This is a genomic window from Neptunomonas sp., assembly GCF_016744175.1.
GTDB lineage: Bacteria > Pseudomonadota > Gammaproteobacteria > Pseudomonadales > Balneatricaceae > Neptunomonas.
On sequence record NZ_JADGEV010000027.1, the window covers coordinates 12,434 to 27,159 of the forward strand.

The following is a 14,726-nucleotide window of genomic DNA, read 5'->3' on the forward strand; positions in this document are numbered from 1 at the left end:
TAAGTATGCAGGCCACATTAAGTAAGCAATGAGTTAATTTACTTTATTACTGAGGGATGCTTCATCAACTAAACGTGCTAGATGGCCCACTTTAACGAGAATTAAGCATCCATCGTTACTAAAAGGCTGGTGCTTACTGTCATGGGGTGAGCGTATCCAAGTGCCTGTGGGGTATTGCCCAAATTCATCTTCGAAAGTCCCCTCTATAACGAGGATCTCTTCACCGCCCATGTGTCTGTGGGTGCTGAAGTGTGTGCCTGTTTGCCAGCGCACGAGAGCAGTATGCTCGGCAGTGTTTTGCGATGCAAATTCGTGCAGTGGCATAACGCTTAGACCGTCAACTAAACCGGGAAGCCAGTCAGTTTCATGTGTATTTAATACAATTGTTTCTTGGTCGTTCATATCAAACATATTGAGTTTTACGAGTAACTCACAACCAACGGTACTACCTGGCGTATGACTAGAACCCGGGGGATTACGTAAATATGTTCCCGCAGGATAGCTGCCGTTTTCATCTTCAAAAACACCGCTTAAAACAAAAATTTCTTCTCCTTGAGGGTGCGTGTGCTCGGGGAAAAACGTTCCTGGTTCATATCGTACAATACTGGTGACTTGGCCTTGCTCAGCACTTTCACGCTCCAAGGGTTTTCGCCAAACGCCTTGGGCCGGAGAGGGGAGCCATTCATTACTTGTTGTTTCAATAATACAGCGTTGCAAACGGTCCATATTTATGGGTGCGAAGTTGCTTGTTGTGGCTGTCATTTTATGGCTCCCGGGTATACTTCTATAAATGTGTTTGTGGGTGTTAATTGCGTCCAGCCATCACACCACCATCAATATTCCAAATTGCCCCTGTCACCCAATCTGCTTTATCCGAGAGCAAGAATGTAATGGTGTTAGCAATATCCGCTACTGTACCAATCCGGCCTATGGGATGGAAAGCATTGAATCCTGCAAGAGCTTGATCTAGCTCACTAGGATCGATAAAGGTTTCATAGATAGGCGTTTTAACAACAGCAGGAGAAACAGCATTTACCCGAATGTTTGAGTCAGCTAGTTCCATCGCTAAATGTTGGGTAAAAGCGTGTAAGCCCGCTTTTGCCATTGAGTAAGCAGAAGAGGGTGTTGCTTTAATGGCTTGGTGCGCCCACATAGAACCGATATTGACAATTTCACCACCGTTGTGAACTTGCATATTTTTAACCACGGCCTGAGTAACAAGGAAAATAGATCGGTTGAGGCCCATATATAGTTCATAGTCATCAACGCTATGATCAATAAATGGTTTCGGATTAAAGTAGCCCGCAGCGTTGACCAATTGTTTAATATGACCGTCAAAGTTGTTTATGCGAGTAATCAGGTGCTCGACTGCTTCAGGCTCGTATAAGTCTTCTTGCCAAGTCAGTACGCTAGAAAACTGTTCCAGTTTGGCTTTTACACGTGCGAGTTTTTCAGGATTACGGCCAACAACGATTATGGAATGTCCCTGCTTTGCTAGTTGTTCTGCTGTAGCTAATCCCATACCACTGGAACCACCGATAATTAAGCTATATACATTATTAGACGTTGTCATTGTGTTGATCTCCTGAATAGTGTTTTATTCAATTGAAGATAAAAGGCACTATAAAATTAGTTACATGAGTGAGTTGTGAGATAATCATATGAAGACGCTTACTGTTTGAAAACTAAGTACAAATGAGTGGGGTAGGTACTTTTTAGTACATCTTTATGAAAACTAATGAGAAAAAAATTCTGCGCCGAACCGCACCGGTTCAAGCAACGCGGATGGTTGAAGCAATCTTTGGCTGTAAATGGTCATTAACGGTGTTTACGCTATTAACGGATGGAGTGAACCGGCCGGGCGAAATGGTGCGAAGCGTTGAGGGCTTAAGCACAAAAGTACTAAATGAGTGCTTACGTAGGCATATTGAGTTTGGTATTTTGCAGAAAACTTCATTCGCAGAAATACCACCTCGCGTAGAATATGAGTTCACGCCCTTTGGCAGGAAGTTCTTGAAAGTGGTGGGTGATATTGAACAGCTTCAACAAGATATTGGTGAAGCTAAGCATGTGCCTGTCTCAGAGGGTAGAGCTAGTGAAAGCTAGCCCGCATAAACATCAAAAAAGAAGTAAAGTGTCGTAGCAATACTCGCGATAATGACAAAATTTCTAACCTGTTGCTGAGGTAGTTTGCGTGACACATGCGCAGCGACATAACCGCCCGCTAACGTACCAAATAACACAATAGTACCCTCATACCAAGCAATCACGTCGTTATAAATAAAGAGAACAATGGCAATGAGTGACACCGACGAGGACACTAATAGCTTCAAGCCATTCATGGCGTTGATATTGGTATAACCTGCCAATGCTAAATAGCTCAGGCTGATAATGCCTAAGCCTGCATTAAAGAAACCACCGTATGTTGCCACCCCTAAAAGCAAAAGAGATAACAGTATCCCGCCAATTGATGAAGCATGGCGGTGACGAGACGCCAGTTTCTTTAGCCCTGCATTAATGTGCCCGCCAAAGATAAAGAGAACCGTAGCAAAAAGTAGCAGCCACGGAATCGCCTCTTCAAAAACTGTTTCGGGTGTTTGCAACAATAGCCATGCACCTAAAATACCACCCAGTAAGCTGATAACAATAATGCGCACCAACTGATCTTTATGCTGAGCAATCTCTTTTCGAAATGCATAAGTGCCACTCAGATAGCCAGCACACGATGCAAAAGTGTTAGTTGCGTTGGCTGTGATAGGCGGAATACCCGCAAAGATGAGTGCCGGAAAAGTAATAAAACTTCCGCCGCCAGCAATAGAGTTGAGAACTCCTCCAAAGAAGCCTGCAAGGAACAGAATGACTAATTCAAATGACATAATTAATGACAGACCTGTGACCACTAAAAAGAGCTAGACGATAGCACAGTCACTGTTCGCTCAAATAGATACAGATAGTGCATAAATTAACCCGTTCAGATATTTAACTTTATAGATGTTTTTTTTCTGGCAAACTGGGCAGATATTGAAAAAAGCACCTGTGAGAATTGACTGTTATGACTAATGCAAAATTTGCAAATGATGCTGAAATAATTGAATTCGTACTTATCCATACTGAGCTTTTTAGCGATTCATCTGCTTTACGTGTTGAAGAGATTGGCGACGGTAATATTAACTTTGTATACCGAGTTACTAATGGCCAGCAGAGTGTCATTGTTAAGCAAGCGCTTCCGTATGTGCGCATTATTGGTGAAGGTTGGCCATTATCGCTAGATCGTATTCGTATTGAAGCACAGTGCCTCAAAGAACAAGGGACTTGGGCTGCTGAGTATGTGCCTGTTGTTTACTATTTTGATAAAGCACGTTCTGCGTTCATTATGGAAGATATTGGAGACCACGAAAACTTGCGCCATGCATTGATTGCACGCCGCCCAATACCGGAACTAGGGCATCATTTAGGTGAGTTTCTAGCTGAGTCTTTGTTCCACACGTCTGATTTTTATCTAGACACCTATCAGAAGAAAGCCACCGTAGCCGACTATATTAATCCTGATTTATGCAAAATATCGGAAGAGCTGTTCTTCTGGGATCCGTTCTGTGATCACGAACGTAATAGTGTTAATCCCCCACTACAAGAAACCGCGCAAGCACTGTGGAAGGATGATCAACTTAAAGCAGAGGCCGCTAAACTCAAATATCATTTTATGAATGATGCTCAGGCTTTGCTTCATGCCGATTTGCATGCAGGGTCTGTATTTGTAAAAGCTAACGGCACTAAAGTGATTGATCCAGAATTCGCTTTTTATGGCCCTATGAGTTTTGATATTGGCTCTATTCTGGGTAATTTACTGATCAACTTTGCCGGTCAATTAGGGCTGGAAGGTGATGCAGAAGAGAGGCAGAAATATCGTGAGTTTCTGCTAACGACGATAGATGATTTATGGAACACTTTTTCTTTACGCTTCAAGAGATTAGTTAGCGAAAAATGTAAAGACCCTGTCTTTGTTGATGCATCTTTTGTTGATGCATTTATCGCACATACGTGGCATGAAAGCATGGGATATGCAGGTACTGAAATAATTCGCCGCACCATTGGGTTAGCTCATGTGGCAGATTTGGATTCAATTGAAGATATAAATACACGTGCCGTGTCCGAAAAATTTGCTTTGGATTTAGGCTGTGCACTGATAAAACAGCGCCAGGACATTAAATCACCTCAGGTCCTAAAAGCATTGGTCCAAGCAATATAATCTAGCATGCTGATCTTGTAAGGATGGCAAAGGAAGAGAAGAGTGACAGATAACCGCAAACAAATTTTATCTTGGGCAGAGCAGGGGCTTATTCAAGGCGATGTTGAAGAAGCGCTAGCGGTAACCCATTCTCGTCCAACTGAACATGACTGGTTTGGTTTTATTAGCCAGTTTTTGATGTGGGCGGGAGGGGCTGCTATTGCGGTTGGTATGACTTTCTTTTTTGCTTTTAATTGGGATGTGATGGGGCGCTTTGCAAAATTTGGCTTGCTCGAAGCTATTATGCTGGTTGCTGCATTTATCTATTCACGCTTGGAGCATCAACGTACCTCTTCTACGGTTTCTTTATTAGGCATGGCCTTGTTAACGGGGGCATTATTAGCGTTAACCGGACAAACTTATCAAACGGGCGCGGATCCTTGGCAGCTATTTGCAGTGTGGGCAGCATTAATTACGCCATGGGCGGCCATTGGTCGATCGAGCACACTATGGATTCTCTGGATCGGTTTAGTAAACTTATCGATGATGCTATATCTGAATACTTTTCGTGAAATGTTTGGTTTTCTCTTTCGTGAGGAGGAGTGGTTGTGGATATTTCTTGTCGTGAATACTGCCTTTTTAGTATTTTTTGAAGTGCTTGCGTGTTTTGGCAGTCTTCATAAAAGTGCTGTTGATAAAGTTAACAGCCTGGTTTTATCCGTTGCTTTAGCGAACAGGCAAGCAGCGCAGGTGTCGGCAATAATTTCTGGAGTGACAGTAACCTGGCTTGCCATTATCGCCATTTTTGATGGTCACGATTCAATCTGGGGGTTACCGATTTATGTAGTCTGGATGGCTGCTGTTTTTTACTTGTACAGATATATAGTATTGGATCTCGTATTGTTATCTGGCTGTGTGTTAAGTGGCATTTTGGTGGTCACATTCTCTATGGGTTGGATGTTTGAAGATGCCTTGGATGAAGGTGCATTTTTGTTGATTAGTATGGCTATTATCGGCTTATCTGCTGCGGGCGGTATTTGGTTAAAAAAGCTGGCTAGGCAACAGAAGCAACCCGTTTATGTACAAAAAGAGCAAACAAGTGAGGAGGCTTAATATGGACTCTTCAATAAATGCTCTATGGACCACGCTTAAAAACCAGCAGTTAGTTTCTGGGGAGCTGCCCGCGACTGCGGATGGTTCTAGGGATGATAGTACTCCTTGGTATATTGCTTTAATGCAAGGCTTTGCTGGCTGGGTTGCTGCATTCTTTATGTTGGGCTTTGTTGGTTCTGTGTTTGGTTTTTTGTTTCGTTTTGATAATGAAATAGCGCTTATCGCGTCAGGACTCATCTGTTGTACGGCGGCTTATGTTTTGTTTCGTACTCAGAAAAAAAGCATTTTTGTTGGTCAGTTAGGATTAGTGTTTAGCTTAACTGGGCAGGTGATGGTGGCATGGGGGATTTTTGACTGGGTATCGTATAAGTCCTCAATAGCGTTTTTTGTGTTAGCTGGGTTCCAGTTAACAATAACCGTGTTGATGCCACATTTCATACATCGGATTTTAAGCTGCTGGTTTGCAATGATAGCGCTCTTTTTAGGCCTTAATCAATTAGGGATATACGGCTTAGGAGCCGCCTGCTGTGGTGTGCTATTTACGCTAGTCTGGATAAATGAAAACCATTGGAAACGTTTTTATTCTCTGTGGGAACCTGTCGGTTTCGGGTTAGCGTTAGCGCTGGTACAGTTTAATGGACACATCCTTTTTAGTGATGATTTGTTGTCTTTTTATGGTAGGTCAGGTGCTAATGGTTGGTGGGCAATAGCGCCTTGGGTTACGTCAGCACTGGTTGCTGTTTCATTTGCCTTACTGCTCAAAAAGATTTTTCTGCAATATCAGCTCTCGTTATCATCGATGTCGGGACGGTTGGTGATTCTAGGAGGTATTTTTCTGGTAGCGTCTGGGTTTATTGCCTTGGGTACCAGTAGTGCATTACTCATTTTGCTGGTGGGCTTCGCGTACCAGAGAACGAGTTTAAAAGCTCTAGGTTTACTCGCATTGCTGTCGTTTCTCTCTTGGTATTATTACAGCCTCGATACCACTTTATTGGTTAAATCATTTATCTTAGTAGGTACTGGTGTTGTCTTATTAGTGGGGCAACTAGTGGTGCGCGCGCTTTTAAACATTAGCTCAAATCCCAGTGACAGTACGAAAGAAAACACACAAGAAAGCATTTTCTTACTGTCGCGTTTATTAAAGCGTTCGGGTATGAACCGCGCTAAATGGATTAGCGTGGGCATGATGTGTTTGGTTCTGGGAGCGGTAAACCTCACCATTTTTAAGAAAGAACAGGTCTTGGACTCTGGCAAACTAGTCTTGCTGCCACTTGCTCCGGTTGACCCTCGCTCGCTCATGCAAGGAGATTACATGCGCTTGCGCTTTGCTTTGCAAAGGGAAGCATTCAGAGATAAATCTGCAGAGAGTGAAGAAGGCTTTATTCTCGTCAAGCTAGATGAAAACAGTGTGGGTCAGTTTACTGGCTTTTATCAAGGTGAAATACTGGCAGATAATCAAGTTAAAATGCAGTATCGCGTACGAGATGGAAAAGTTAAATTTGCTACCAATGCTTTCTTTTTCCAGGAGGGGACAGCTAACGATTATAGCCAGGCTCGATACGGCGAATTTCGAGTAGCCAGCAATGGTGAACTTTTATTGAATAATTTACGCGATAAAGACTATAAAATTTTAGGGTATAACCAGCCTTAATTTGACGATACACAGAGTAAGGGATAACTAATGTCAAAGGTAACAGGCTTAGCACGATTCTATTATGCAACTAAGTATTCAATTAAAGGAATAAAAGCTGCATTTAAACATGAGCCTGCATTTCAATATGAGGTGTATGGGTTTGCAGTGTTATTTCCGGCATCGTTTTGGGTAGCACAAACCGCAACACAGTGGGCTCTGTTAGTCAGTAGCTGTTTGTTAGTACTTATTCTAGAGTTAGTAAACTCGGCAATTGAAGCTGTAGTTGATAGGGCTGGTAGTGAGTTTAATGAACTGGCAGGCCGTGCTAAAGATTTGGGATCGGCCACTGTTCTGTTTAGCTTGTTGATTACAGCGGCCGTTTGGGGAGGAATTATCTGGGATAATGGCGATCTTTTTTAGACCGCTTTGTGTAATTGAATCAGTGAGACGTTGCAGTACGGTTATCATTAATACGTTAACAAGACGTTTTTACCAGTGCTATCAAACGATATAGCGGCGTATACGCGCACTTAGCGAAACCTACTACTTAATTCCCTCTTTTTGAAAGCGACGGTATCCCAAAAGGCCTCCATTAATGTACTTGGCATTGTCATACCCCATGTTTCTTAATGCATTAGCTGATAAAGCTCCACGGTTAACCGCATTGCAATAGCACAAAATAACAGTGTCTAAATTATCTACTTTAGCTTCGATAATCATTTCCAACTTTCCTCGGCTTATATTGAGCGAGCCTACAATATGGCCTGCATCGTGTTCTTCTTTATCACGGATATCCAATGCAATTGCTCCGAGTGCTATCAAGGCATCAACTTGTTCAGGTAATACTCCTTCAACACGTGAACATGCATCATCGGCTAATGTTTGGAATTTCTTTGTATATGCCATTGATATGTCTCTTATATTCTATTAATTGATTAACTACGATTTAGCGGACAACAGTTCAAAGATAAATCATGCTTCTTCTTTAAACTTAATAGTGTCATTTCGGGTGTGAAAGCTCTGTTTTTAGCCATTGATGTTGGTTTAACTATTTGAGATGACAGAGCTACATAGCTGACACCAGCTTGCCAATGAATGTATAGCCTTAGTTCAAACAGCTATAGACCCAGCCAGAACTTTTTATGTGGATCCAAGGCAAAGCATTTTAGAGAAAATAAGCATATACAAAAACTATCTAGAGGCCCTTAGATTAAACGCAGGAAGGTAATTGCTCTAACTGCCAGACCATTAATGCCTTTACGTGCACTCATAAATATAATGAATGCAAAAATATCAATTACTCAGATGCAGTCTGCCGATGGTATGGCGGCGACAGTTGTTTTAAATCAAGCCGTCTGCAGCTGTGGACAATAGGCTTTTAAAAGATGAGGTTATTACAACGGGAACATTAACGTCAGCATTTTCCATAAGTTCAGGACAAGTGTGGCGTGCCAGTTTAGACGGTATTTTGTTACCGGATCTGAAGATTAATTTTGAAATATAGATAAGACTCTAACAAAACATATAAATGGACAAGGCGTTGAAGTTGTTTGATTAGTACCGTAGTTCTTGGTTTTCGAACGACCTCTCAGTTAAGGAGAACATGAACAAGTATCCAGCCATTCGATAATCATTCACTCTTCTCTGCTTAGTAAGATGAGATCTACACAGAGAGCAGCCACATTACAAAATTATATCGTGCTCGAAGAAGCCTTTTGCTATTAATTCGAGAATAATAAGGGGTGATGAGGCGAACTACCTGCTTCAACTTATTAGCTTATACACTCAAGGCTATGGTCATCTACTAGTGTTCTTAACTCAGGGATACATGAACCACAATTACTACCGCACTTTAGAGTAGTGCCTAAGCTTTCAATACAGCTTGCTTTACCGTTTTGTAAAGCATTGATAATGGTTTTTTCGCCTACTTGATAACAAGCGCAAATCGTTTTTCCTGTTTGTAATGAGGGGTCGCAAGGAAACCCCGAAAGTAGCCGTAACCGGTCTTGAACAGTTGAGAACTCCGTTCCAACTTGATTTGCTAACCACGCTTTATCGTACTCGGGTAGTTCTGGTCCGCTAAGCAAAACTACGTGTAGTCGGTTATTGATAAAACCAGCAGCACTTAAATATCTCTGTTCTGAGTCTGTTAAGTGTACCCATTGATCAACTTTTGGGTATGCAGTGGTTAGCCATTTTAATGAAGGCGACTTTTTAAGATCAATCAGCTCCCACAACGTGCAGTTGGCTAATGGAGTTTTAAACCACTCCATTTTTTCATCAGGCACAAAGTCAGAAGTGGTCAGTAATACACCCTGCCAATGAGGCGTTAGCGGTGTGATAGTCACAGGGCTGTGCTTAAATTCAGGTTGTCCAGAAAGCGTATCTTGAATGGGGCGAACTAAGCTATTTGCCCTTGCATGGCTGGCGAATGCGTCACTCCAGTGCATCGGCACAAAAACGGAATCCTTACGTTGTGAGTCGCTGATACTCGCGCGTGCAATATACTTAATTCCCCGGTCTTGTAGAGAGACAAGAGAGTTATTTTTGATCACCAGCTTGGCTGCCGTGTCAGGATGAATTTCAATCTGTGGCGTTGCAATATGCTCCAATAAGCGGTGTGCTTTCCCAGTACGTGTCATGGTATGCCACTGATCTCTGATGCGGCCTGTATTAAGGATTAACCGGTCACCGTTTGCAGCATAGGTAGGTAAGCGTGGCGTGATAGAAATAAGGTTTGCTTTGTTAGACGGGGTATAGAAGTGCCCATCATCAAAGAAGCGTTTTCTGCCTTGAGGATAGGCTCTATTAACAGGCCACTGAATCGGCTCAAGGTTTTGGTATTCCAGATCACTGATATCTGCAAGCCCAGAAATATCAAAGTCACGTTCACTGCCACCGGTAGCGCCGTTAACACTTTTGTTTTCAAAACCAGAAAGTGCTGCATGTTCACGAAATATCTCGGCGCTAGATGCAAAATTGAAGGCATCTTTAAAGCCCATCCGCTTTGCCACTTCACAGATGATTTTCCAGTCATCTTGCGCTTTAGCAGGAGGACATAGAAAACGCCGCTGCCTCGAAATGCGTCGTTCCGAATTCGTTGTTGTTCCGTCTTTCTCCCCCCAGGTGGTTGCCGGCAAGCACACATCTGCAAATTGTAGTGTATCGGTCGAGTCGCTTGAATCAGATACGATGACTAAATCACAATGAGCGAGTGTTTGCTTGATTTTGTTGGCATCCGGCATAGAAACAACAGGGTTTGTTGCTATTATCCATATCGCTTTTATGTGTCCAGTTTTCACAGCATCAAACATGTCTACTGCTTTAAAACCTTCTGTTTTCACTCTATTAGGTGTGTCCCAAAACCGCTGAACGGCATCAAGACTATTCGGGTTCGTAAGTTCCATATGTGCAGCGAGTTGATTGGCTAAACCGCCGACTTCACGTCCACCCATTGCATTGGGTTGGCCTGTTATAGAAAAGGGAGCAGCACCTTGTTTACCAATTTTCCCTGTGATTAGGTGGCAATTGATAATGGCATTACCTTTATCAACACCACTGGATGATTGGTTAATTCCTTGTGAAAAAAGAGTAACGACACGTTCATTATCGCCAAACCAGTGATAGAGCATTTTCAGCGCTGTTTCTGATACATCACAATCAAGTGCAGTTTGCTCAAGAGTCTGATTTCTAACATTATGAGATAAGCTGTCAAACCCCTCACAATGCTGATCAATAAATGTTTGGTCTAGTTTTTTATTGGCTATTAGATGGTGTGTTAAACCATTGAATAGAAAACCATCGCTACCCGGCTTTAATGGCAAATGCAGATCAGCAATATCACAGCTGGCTGTTTTACGCGGATCAATGACAACAATCTTCATGTCAGGGCGTTCAACTTTGGCTTTGGCTAAACGTTGATAAACAATAGGGTGTGCCCAGGCTAGATTAGAGCCTGTTAGAATGACGACATCCGCTAAATCAAGGTCTTCATAACAACCCGGAACAGTGTCACTACCAAAAGCTCGTTTATGCGCTGATACAGCGGAGGACATGCATAAACGGGAATTCGTATCGATATTGGCGGTGCCGATAAAACCTTTCATGAGTTTATTGGCGACATAGTAATCTTCAGTTAGGATCTGTCCAGAGACGTACATAGCCACAGCATCAGGGCCGTGTTTTTCGATAATATCAGATAGCTTTTGAGCAACATGAGAATAAGCAGTTTCTGGATCGACAGTTTTACCTGCAATTTTAGCTGAAAGCATTCGTCCTTGGTGGCTAACGGTTTCATCTAAAGCCGAGCCTTTAACGCAGAGCTTACCTTGGTTGGCTGGGTGTTCTGTCGAGCCACTCACAGCTATCAAGTTTCCCAGCTGAACTTTGGCATCTATACCGCAACCAACGCCACAATATGGGCAAGTCGTTTTAATAGTCTCTGTTGTGGTCATCTTTTTTCCCAAAAAAAGGCGCCAAACAGGAGCAATCCTGAATCAGCGCCATTGTCAACATTTCTCAATACTGAGAACAAATATTTGTACGTAACTCACGTACATGTCTAACTAAGTAATGCTTACCAAATAGGTAATGCATGATTGATGCCAAGGAATAATTCATTGCTGCTATGCTCTGTATCTCATTGTTATAAAATAACTTTTCTTATATTTGTGGAGAAAATTAATATATTTCTCTAGTAAAAGATGTTCTTGATGGTGCACCAAAATGGAAATTGCACCTTTGTGGTACGTAACATGTTGTAATACGGATAGATTTTAGTGAATGAGCTTTGCTAACAATAAGCGGAACTGTATAGCAGGATACGTAGAGGTTTTTATGGATAGTTTGATTGATAAGGTTACTTATTTAGCGCCGTCACTGGCGATCAGTGTGGTGGTGATTGCGTTGCTATTAACAGCGAATTGGGCTTTGTTGGGACGCCACCCTGAATTAGGTAATGAGAAAAAACTTCCAAGGCAGCTCACTTTGCTTGCGCTAACACTTATTGGTTTTGTCGTGATTACTTTTGCGCTGCCCGTGAGTGATACCGCGCGTAACCAAGTTATAACGCTTGTTGGTGTATTGCTATCAGGGATTGTTGCATTCTCATCGACAACCTTTGTAGCCAACTTTATGGCAGGGATTATGTTACGTATGAATAGACCATTTAAAACCGGTGATTTTATACGGGTAGAAGATTACTTTGGGCGCGTATCTGAGCGTGGCTTATTTGATACTGAAATTCAGAGCGAGCATCGTGCGCTTATTACCTTGCCTAATCTATACCTTGTGTCTCGTCCGGTAGAAGTTATTAGTAAGTCGGGTGCGATTATTTCGAGTACTTTAACCTTGGGCTATGACATCCACTATTCGCGGATTGAGTCATTGTTGATCTTGGCAGCAAAAGCGACAGATCTAAAGGATCCTTTTGTTCAGGTAATTGAGCTAGGTAATGATGCCGTCACCTACCGGGTGAGTGGGTTATTAGTCGATGTAAAAAGCATGCTAACGACCCGCTCTCAATTACATCGAGCAATGTTGGATGCATTGCATGATGGTGCTGTAGAGATAATATCCCCTACCTTTGTTAATCAACGACGTTTGGATGATCATTTAAAAATAGTACCGGGTGCTGGGATTAGGGAGTCTGTAAAAGCTTCTACAACGCCTGAAGAAATCGTGTTCGATAAAGCTGAAAAAGCAGAGCAGCAAGAAGCGGCCCAAGATCGCTTAAAAAAGGAACTTCAAGTTTTAGGTGATCAATTGAATGCGTCTAGTGGTGATGAAAAAGCTAAAATTGAGCTCCATATAGAACAAATACGACAACAGCTTGAGAACGTTAGCGAGCAAAGAAAGAAGGCAAAACAAGAGTAACACTTGATTAGAAAACTGAAGTGGATCGTTGATTCGGACATGATTTTTGGCTTGGTGGTACTCGCGAAGTGGGCATGCATAAAATAAAAAGATAACGCTATTGATTCTGATTATCATTTGCGTTAATATGGTTTTGCTTAACGAGTTAAGTCAGGTCCCACCTCTGATTTGCTTCATCTTCCTTTGTTGGTGCAGGCCACAAAGGAACACGGTTCTTGTCATTTACAGGGTAACCTTCGGGTTACCCTTTTTTTATGTTCTCATTTAACTGTATTCATTCGTGAATATTGGTTTGTCTATTTTATTGTGATTGATGCACTGCCATGTATCAATAAAGGCAGCCATAAGCTTGAGTGAGGATAATAGTCATTTTTTTGCGTATTCCAATGAAATTCCTTGCCATTGTTATGGTTAAAAAGGAATCCCCGCAGAGTCATTTCATACAATTCTTATAGTCATAACCTCTCAATAAGGACTAATAATTCCGAAGGAGGCTGTGGGGACTTCTGATCTGGCATAGACAGAAATTAAAATAAGATGAATGGTGATTTGTCTTTTGTAGTGTTGCTAACGTGGGGTTTGTTATCCTGATTAAGTAGCTACAAAGAAAGCTCCATGATAACCAAAGGCATTGATGATTATGTTAAAACTGAACGGGACTCTGACCCATTTTTCAAACCCTGTAGCTAACAGTAAAAATGTATATTCTGATGCACAGCGAGATGTGATCAGTATTGCCAAAGCGGCTAATGCGATTTCAGATATCAAAACGTGGCCGGCGTACTCCGAAACCCCTTTGCATTCATTAGCAGCCATGGCAAAAGATGCGGGTTTGGGTGCGCTTTGGTATAAAGATGAGTCGCAACGTTTTGGTTTAAAAAGCTTTAAAGCATTAGGCGGCGCATATGCTGTGGCTTGCCAGTTGCAAAATGTTTTACAAGCTCAGCTGGGTAAGCGTCCAAGCATTGCTGAATTATTAGATGGACAACTAAAAGACGCCTTATCTGAGATAGTAGTAAGCTGTGCAACCGATGGTAATCATGGTCGTTCTGTTGCTTGGGGCGCGCAAATGTTTGGTTGTGGCTGTGTTATTTATATTCATCGAGATGTGTCTGAAGGCCGTAAACAAGCCATGCAAGCATTTGATGCTGAAGTGATTCGTATCACGGGTAACTATGATGAATCCGTACGTCAAGCAGACCTAGATGCTAAAGCGAATGGGCGTATCATTGTTTCTGATACTAGCTATGAGGGTTACATGGAAGTGCCTAAAGATGTTGCTTTAGGTTATACCGTCATGCTGGCTGAAATTGTTGAGCAGCTAGAAGGTGAAATCCCAACTCACGTGTTCATTCAAGGCGGTGTGGGTGGTTTGGCTTCAGCGGTAGCGGGTTATTTCTGGGATCTTTGGGGAGAGCGACGTCCGCGTTTTGTTGTTGTTGAACCTGTTGAGGCAAACTGCCTGCAGCTTAGTGCTAAAGCAGGTAAGCCGGTAGTCGTTGATGGTGACTTGAATACCTTAATGGCAGGCTTGGCGTGTGGAGAAGTATCTGCGCTTGCATGGGAGATTCTATCTAATGGTGCTGATGACTTTATGACCCTAAGTGAAGAAGCCGTTGCTGAAACAATGCGAATGCTGGCGACAGGTTATAAAAGTGACCCTGCAATTGAGGCAGGTGAGTCAGCGGTACCTGGTTTGGCTGCAGTGGTTATCGGAGCCCAGCAAGTTGAGTTTTCGAGTGCTCTAAATTTGAATGCTCAAAGTAAAGTGCTTGTTATAGGTACCGAAGGCGCTACAGATCCTGAACTCTATAAGCAACTGGTTGGCTAAATAGTTGCTGCATGCTTTATACCAAGCCTCGTAACGACGAGGCTTTTTTA

Annotated in this window: 12 protein-coding genes; 7 read left to right on the forward strand and 5 right to left on the reverse strand. The window is 42.4% G+C overall.

Going from position 1 to position 14,726, the window contains the following annotated elements:
* Window positions 1–33 precede the first annotated feature (33 nt).
* Together QZZ55_RS12835 and QZZ55_RS12840 are read right to left on the reverse strand one after the other, a co-directional pair.
* A complete protein-coding gene (locus tag QZZ55_RS12835; RefSeq protein WP_293267737.1) occupies window positions 34–762 on the reverse strand; it encodes a cupin domain-containing protein in 729 nt (242 codons plus the stop codon).
* Window positions 763–805: 43 nt separating this feature from the next.
* The gene (locus tag QZZ55_RS12840; protein ID WP_293267738.1) at window positions 806–1,573 is read right to left on the reverse strand and encodes an SDR family oxidoreductase; all 768 of its coding nucleotides are present in this window, start codon (window positions 1,571–1,573) and stop codon (window positions 806–808) included.
* A gap of 155 nt (window positions 1,574–1,728) precedes the next feature.
* On the opposite strand from QZZ55_RS12840, the gene QZZ55_RS12845 reads away from it, so the two are divergent.
* On the forward strand, window positions 1,729–2,106 hold the full coding sequence (locus QZZ55_RS12845) for a helix-turn-helix domain-containing protein (protein ID WP_293267739.1): 378 nt from the start codon (window positions 1,729–1,731) through the stop codon (window positions 2,104–2,106).
* On the opposite strand, the gene QZZ55_RS12850 is transcribed toward QZZ55_RS12845, so the two are convergent.
* On the reverse strand, window positions 2,103–2,876 hold the full coding sequence (locus QZZ55_RS12850) for a sulfite exporter TauE/SafE family protein (protein WP_293267740.1): 774 nt from the start codon (window positions 2,874–2,876) through the stop codon (window positions 2,103–2,105). The genes QZZ55_RS12845 and QZZ55_RS12850 overlap by 4 nt on opposite strands.
* A gap of 176 nt (window positions 2,877–3,052) precedes the next feature.
* Here QZZ55_RS12850 and mtnK point away from each other — a divergent pair, with 176 nt between their 5' ends.
* Genes mtnK through QZZ55_RS12870 form a run of 4 tightly spaced genes read left to right on the forward strand, consistent with a single transcriptional unit; the run spans window position 3,053 to window position 7,391 of the window.
* On the forward strand, window positions 3,053–4,246 hold the full coding sequence (gene mtnK, locus QZZ55_RS12855) for an S-methyl-5-thioribose kinase (RefSeq protein ID WP_293267741.1): 1,194 nt from the start codon (window positions 3,053–3,055) through the stop codon (window positions 4,244–4,246).
* Window positions 4,247–4,288: 42 nt separating this feature from the next.
* The gene (locus QZZ55_RS12860) at window positions 4,289–5,338 is read left to right on the forward strand and encodes a DUF2157 domain-containing protein (protein ID WP_293267742.1); all 1,050 of its coding nucleotides are present in this window, start codon (window positions 4,289–4,291) and stop codon (window positions 5,336–5,338) included.
* A gap of 1 nt (window position 5,339) precedes the next feature.
* Window positions 5,340–6,989, forward strand: coding sequence for a GDYXXLXY domain-containing protein (locus tag QZZ55_RS12865; protein ID WP_293267743.1), 1,650 nt, complete (start codon window positions 5,340–5,342; stop codon window positions 6,987–6,989).
* 30 nt (window positions 6,990–7,019) lie between these two features.
* Window positions 7,020–7,391, forward strand: coding sequence for a diacylglycerol kinase (locus tag QZZ55_RS12870; RefSeq protein WP_293267744.1), 372 nt, complete (start codon window positions 7,020–7,022; stop codon window positions 7,389–7,391).
* 123 nt (window positions 7,392–7,514) lie between these two features.
* On the opposite strand, the gene QZZ55_RS12875 is transcribed toward QZZ55_RS12870, so the two are convergent.
* Complete coding sequence (locus QZZ55_RS12875) at window positions 7,515–7,877, reverse strand: rhodanese-like domain-containing protein (RefSeq protein WP_293267745.1); 363 nt, start codon at window positions 7,875–7,877, stop codon at window positions 7,515–7,517.
* Between the two features lie 866 nt (window positions 7,878–8,743).
* Complete coding sequence (locus QZZ55_RS12880; protein ID WP_293267746.1) at window positions 8,744–11,425, reverse strand: nitrate reductase; 2,682 nt, start codon at window positions 11,423–11,425, stop codon at window positions 8,744–8,746.
* 382 nt (window positions 11,426–11,807) lie between these two features.
* Between QZZ55_RS12880 and QZZ55_RS12885 the strand changes: the two genes are divergently transcribed.
* Both QZZ55_RS12885 and QZZ55_RS12890 read left to right on the forward strand, forming a co-directional pair.
* On the forward strand, window positions 11,808–12,845 hold the full coding sequence (locus QZZ55_RS12885) for a mechanosensitive ion channel domain-containing protein (protein ID WP_293267747.1): 1,038 nt from the start codon (window positions 11,808–11,810) through the stop codon (window positions 12,843–12,845).
* Between the two features lie 640 nt (window positions 12,846–13,485).
* Window positions 13,486–14,676, forward strand: a complete 1,191-nt coding sequence (locus QZZ55_RS12890) for a diaminopropionate ammonia-lyase (RefSeq protein ID WP_293267748.1) — start codon at window positions 13,486–13,488, stop codon at window positions 14,674–14,676.
* Window positions 14,677–14,726 lie beyond the last annotated feature (50 nt).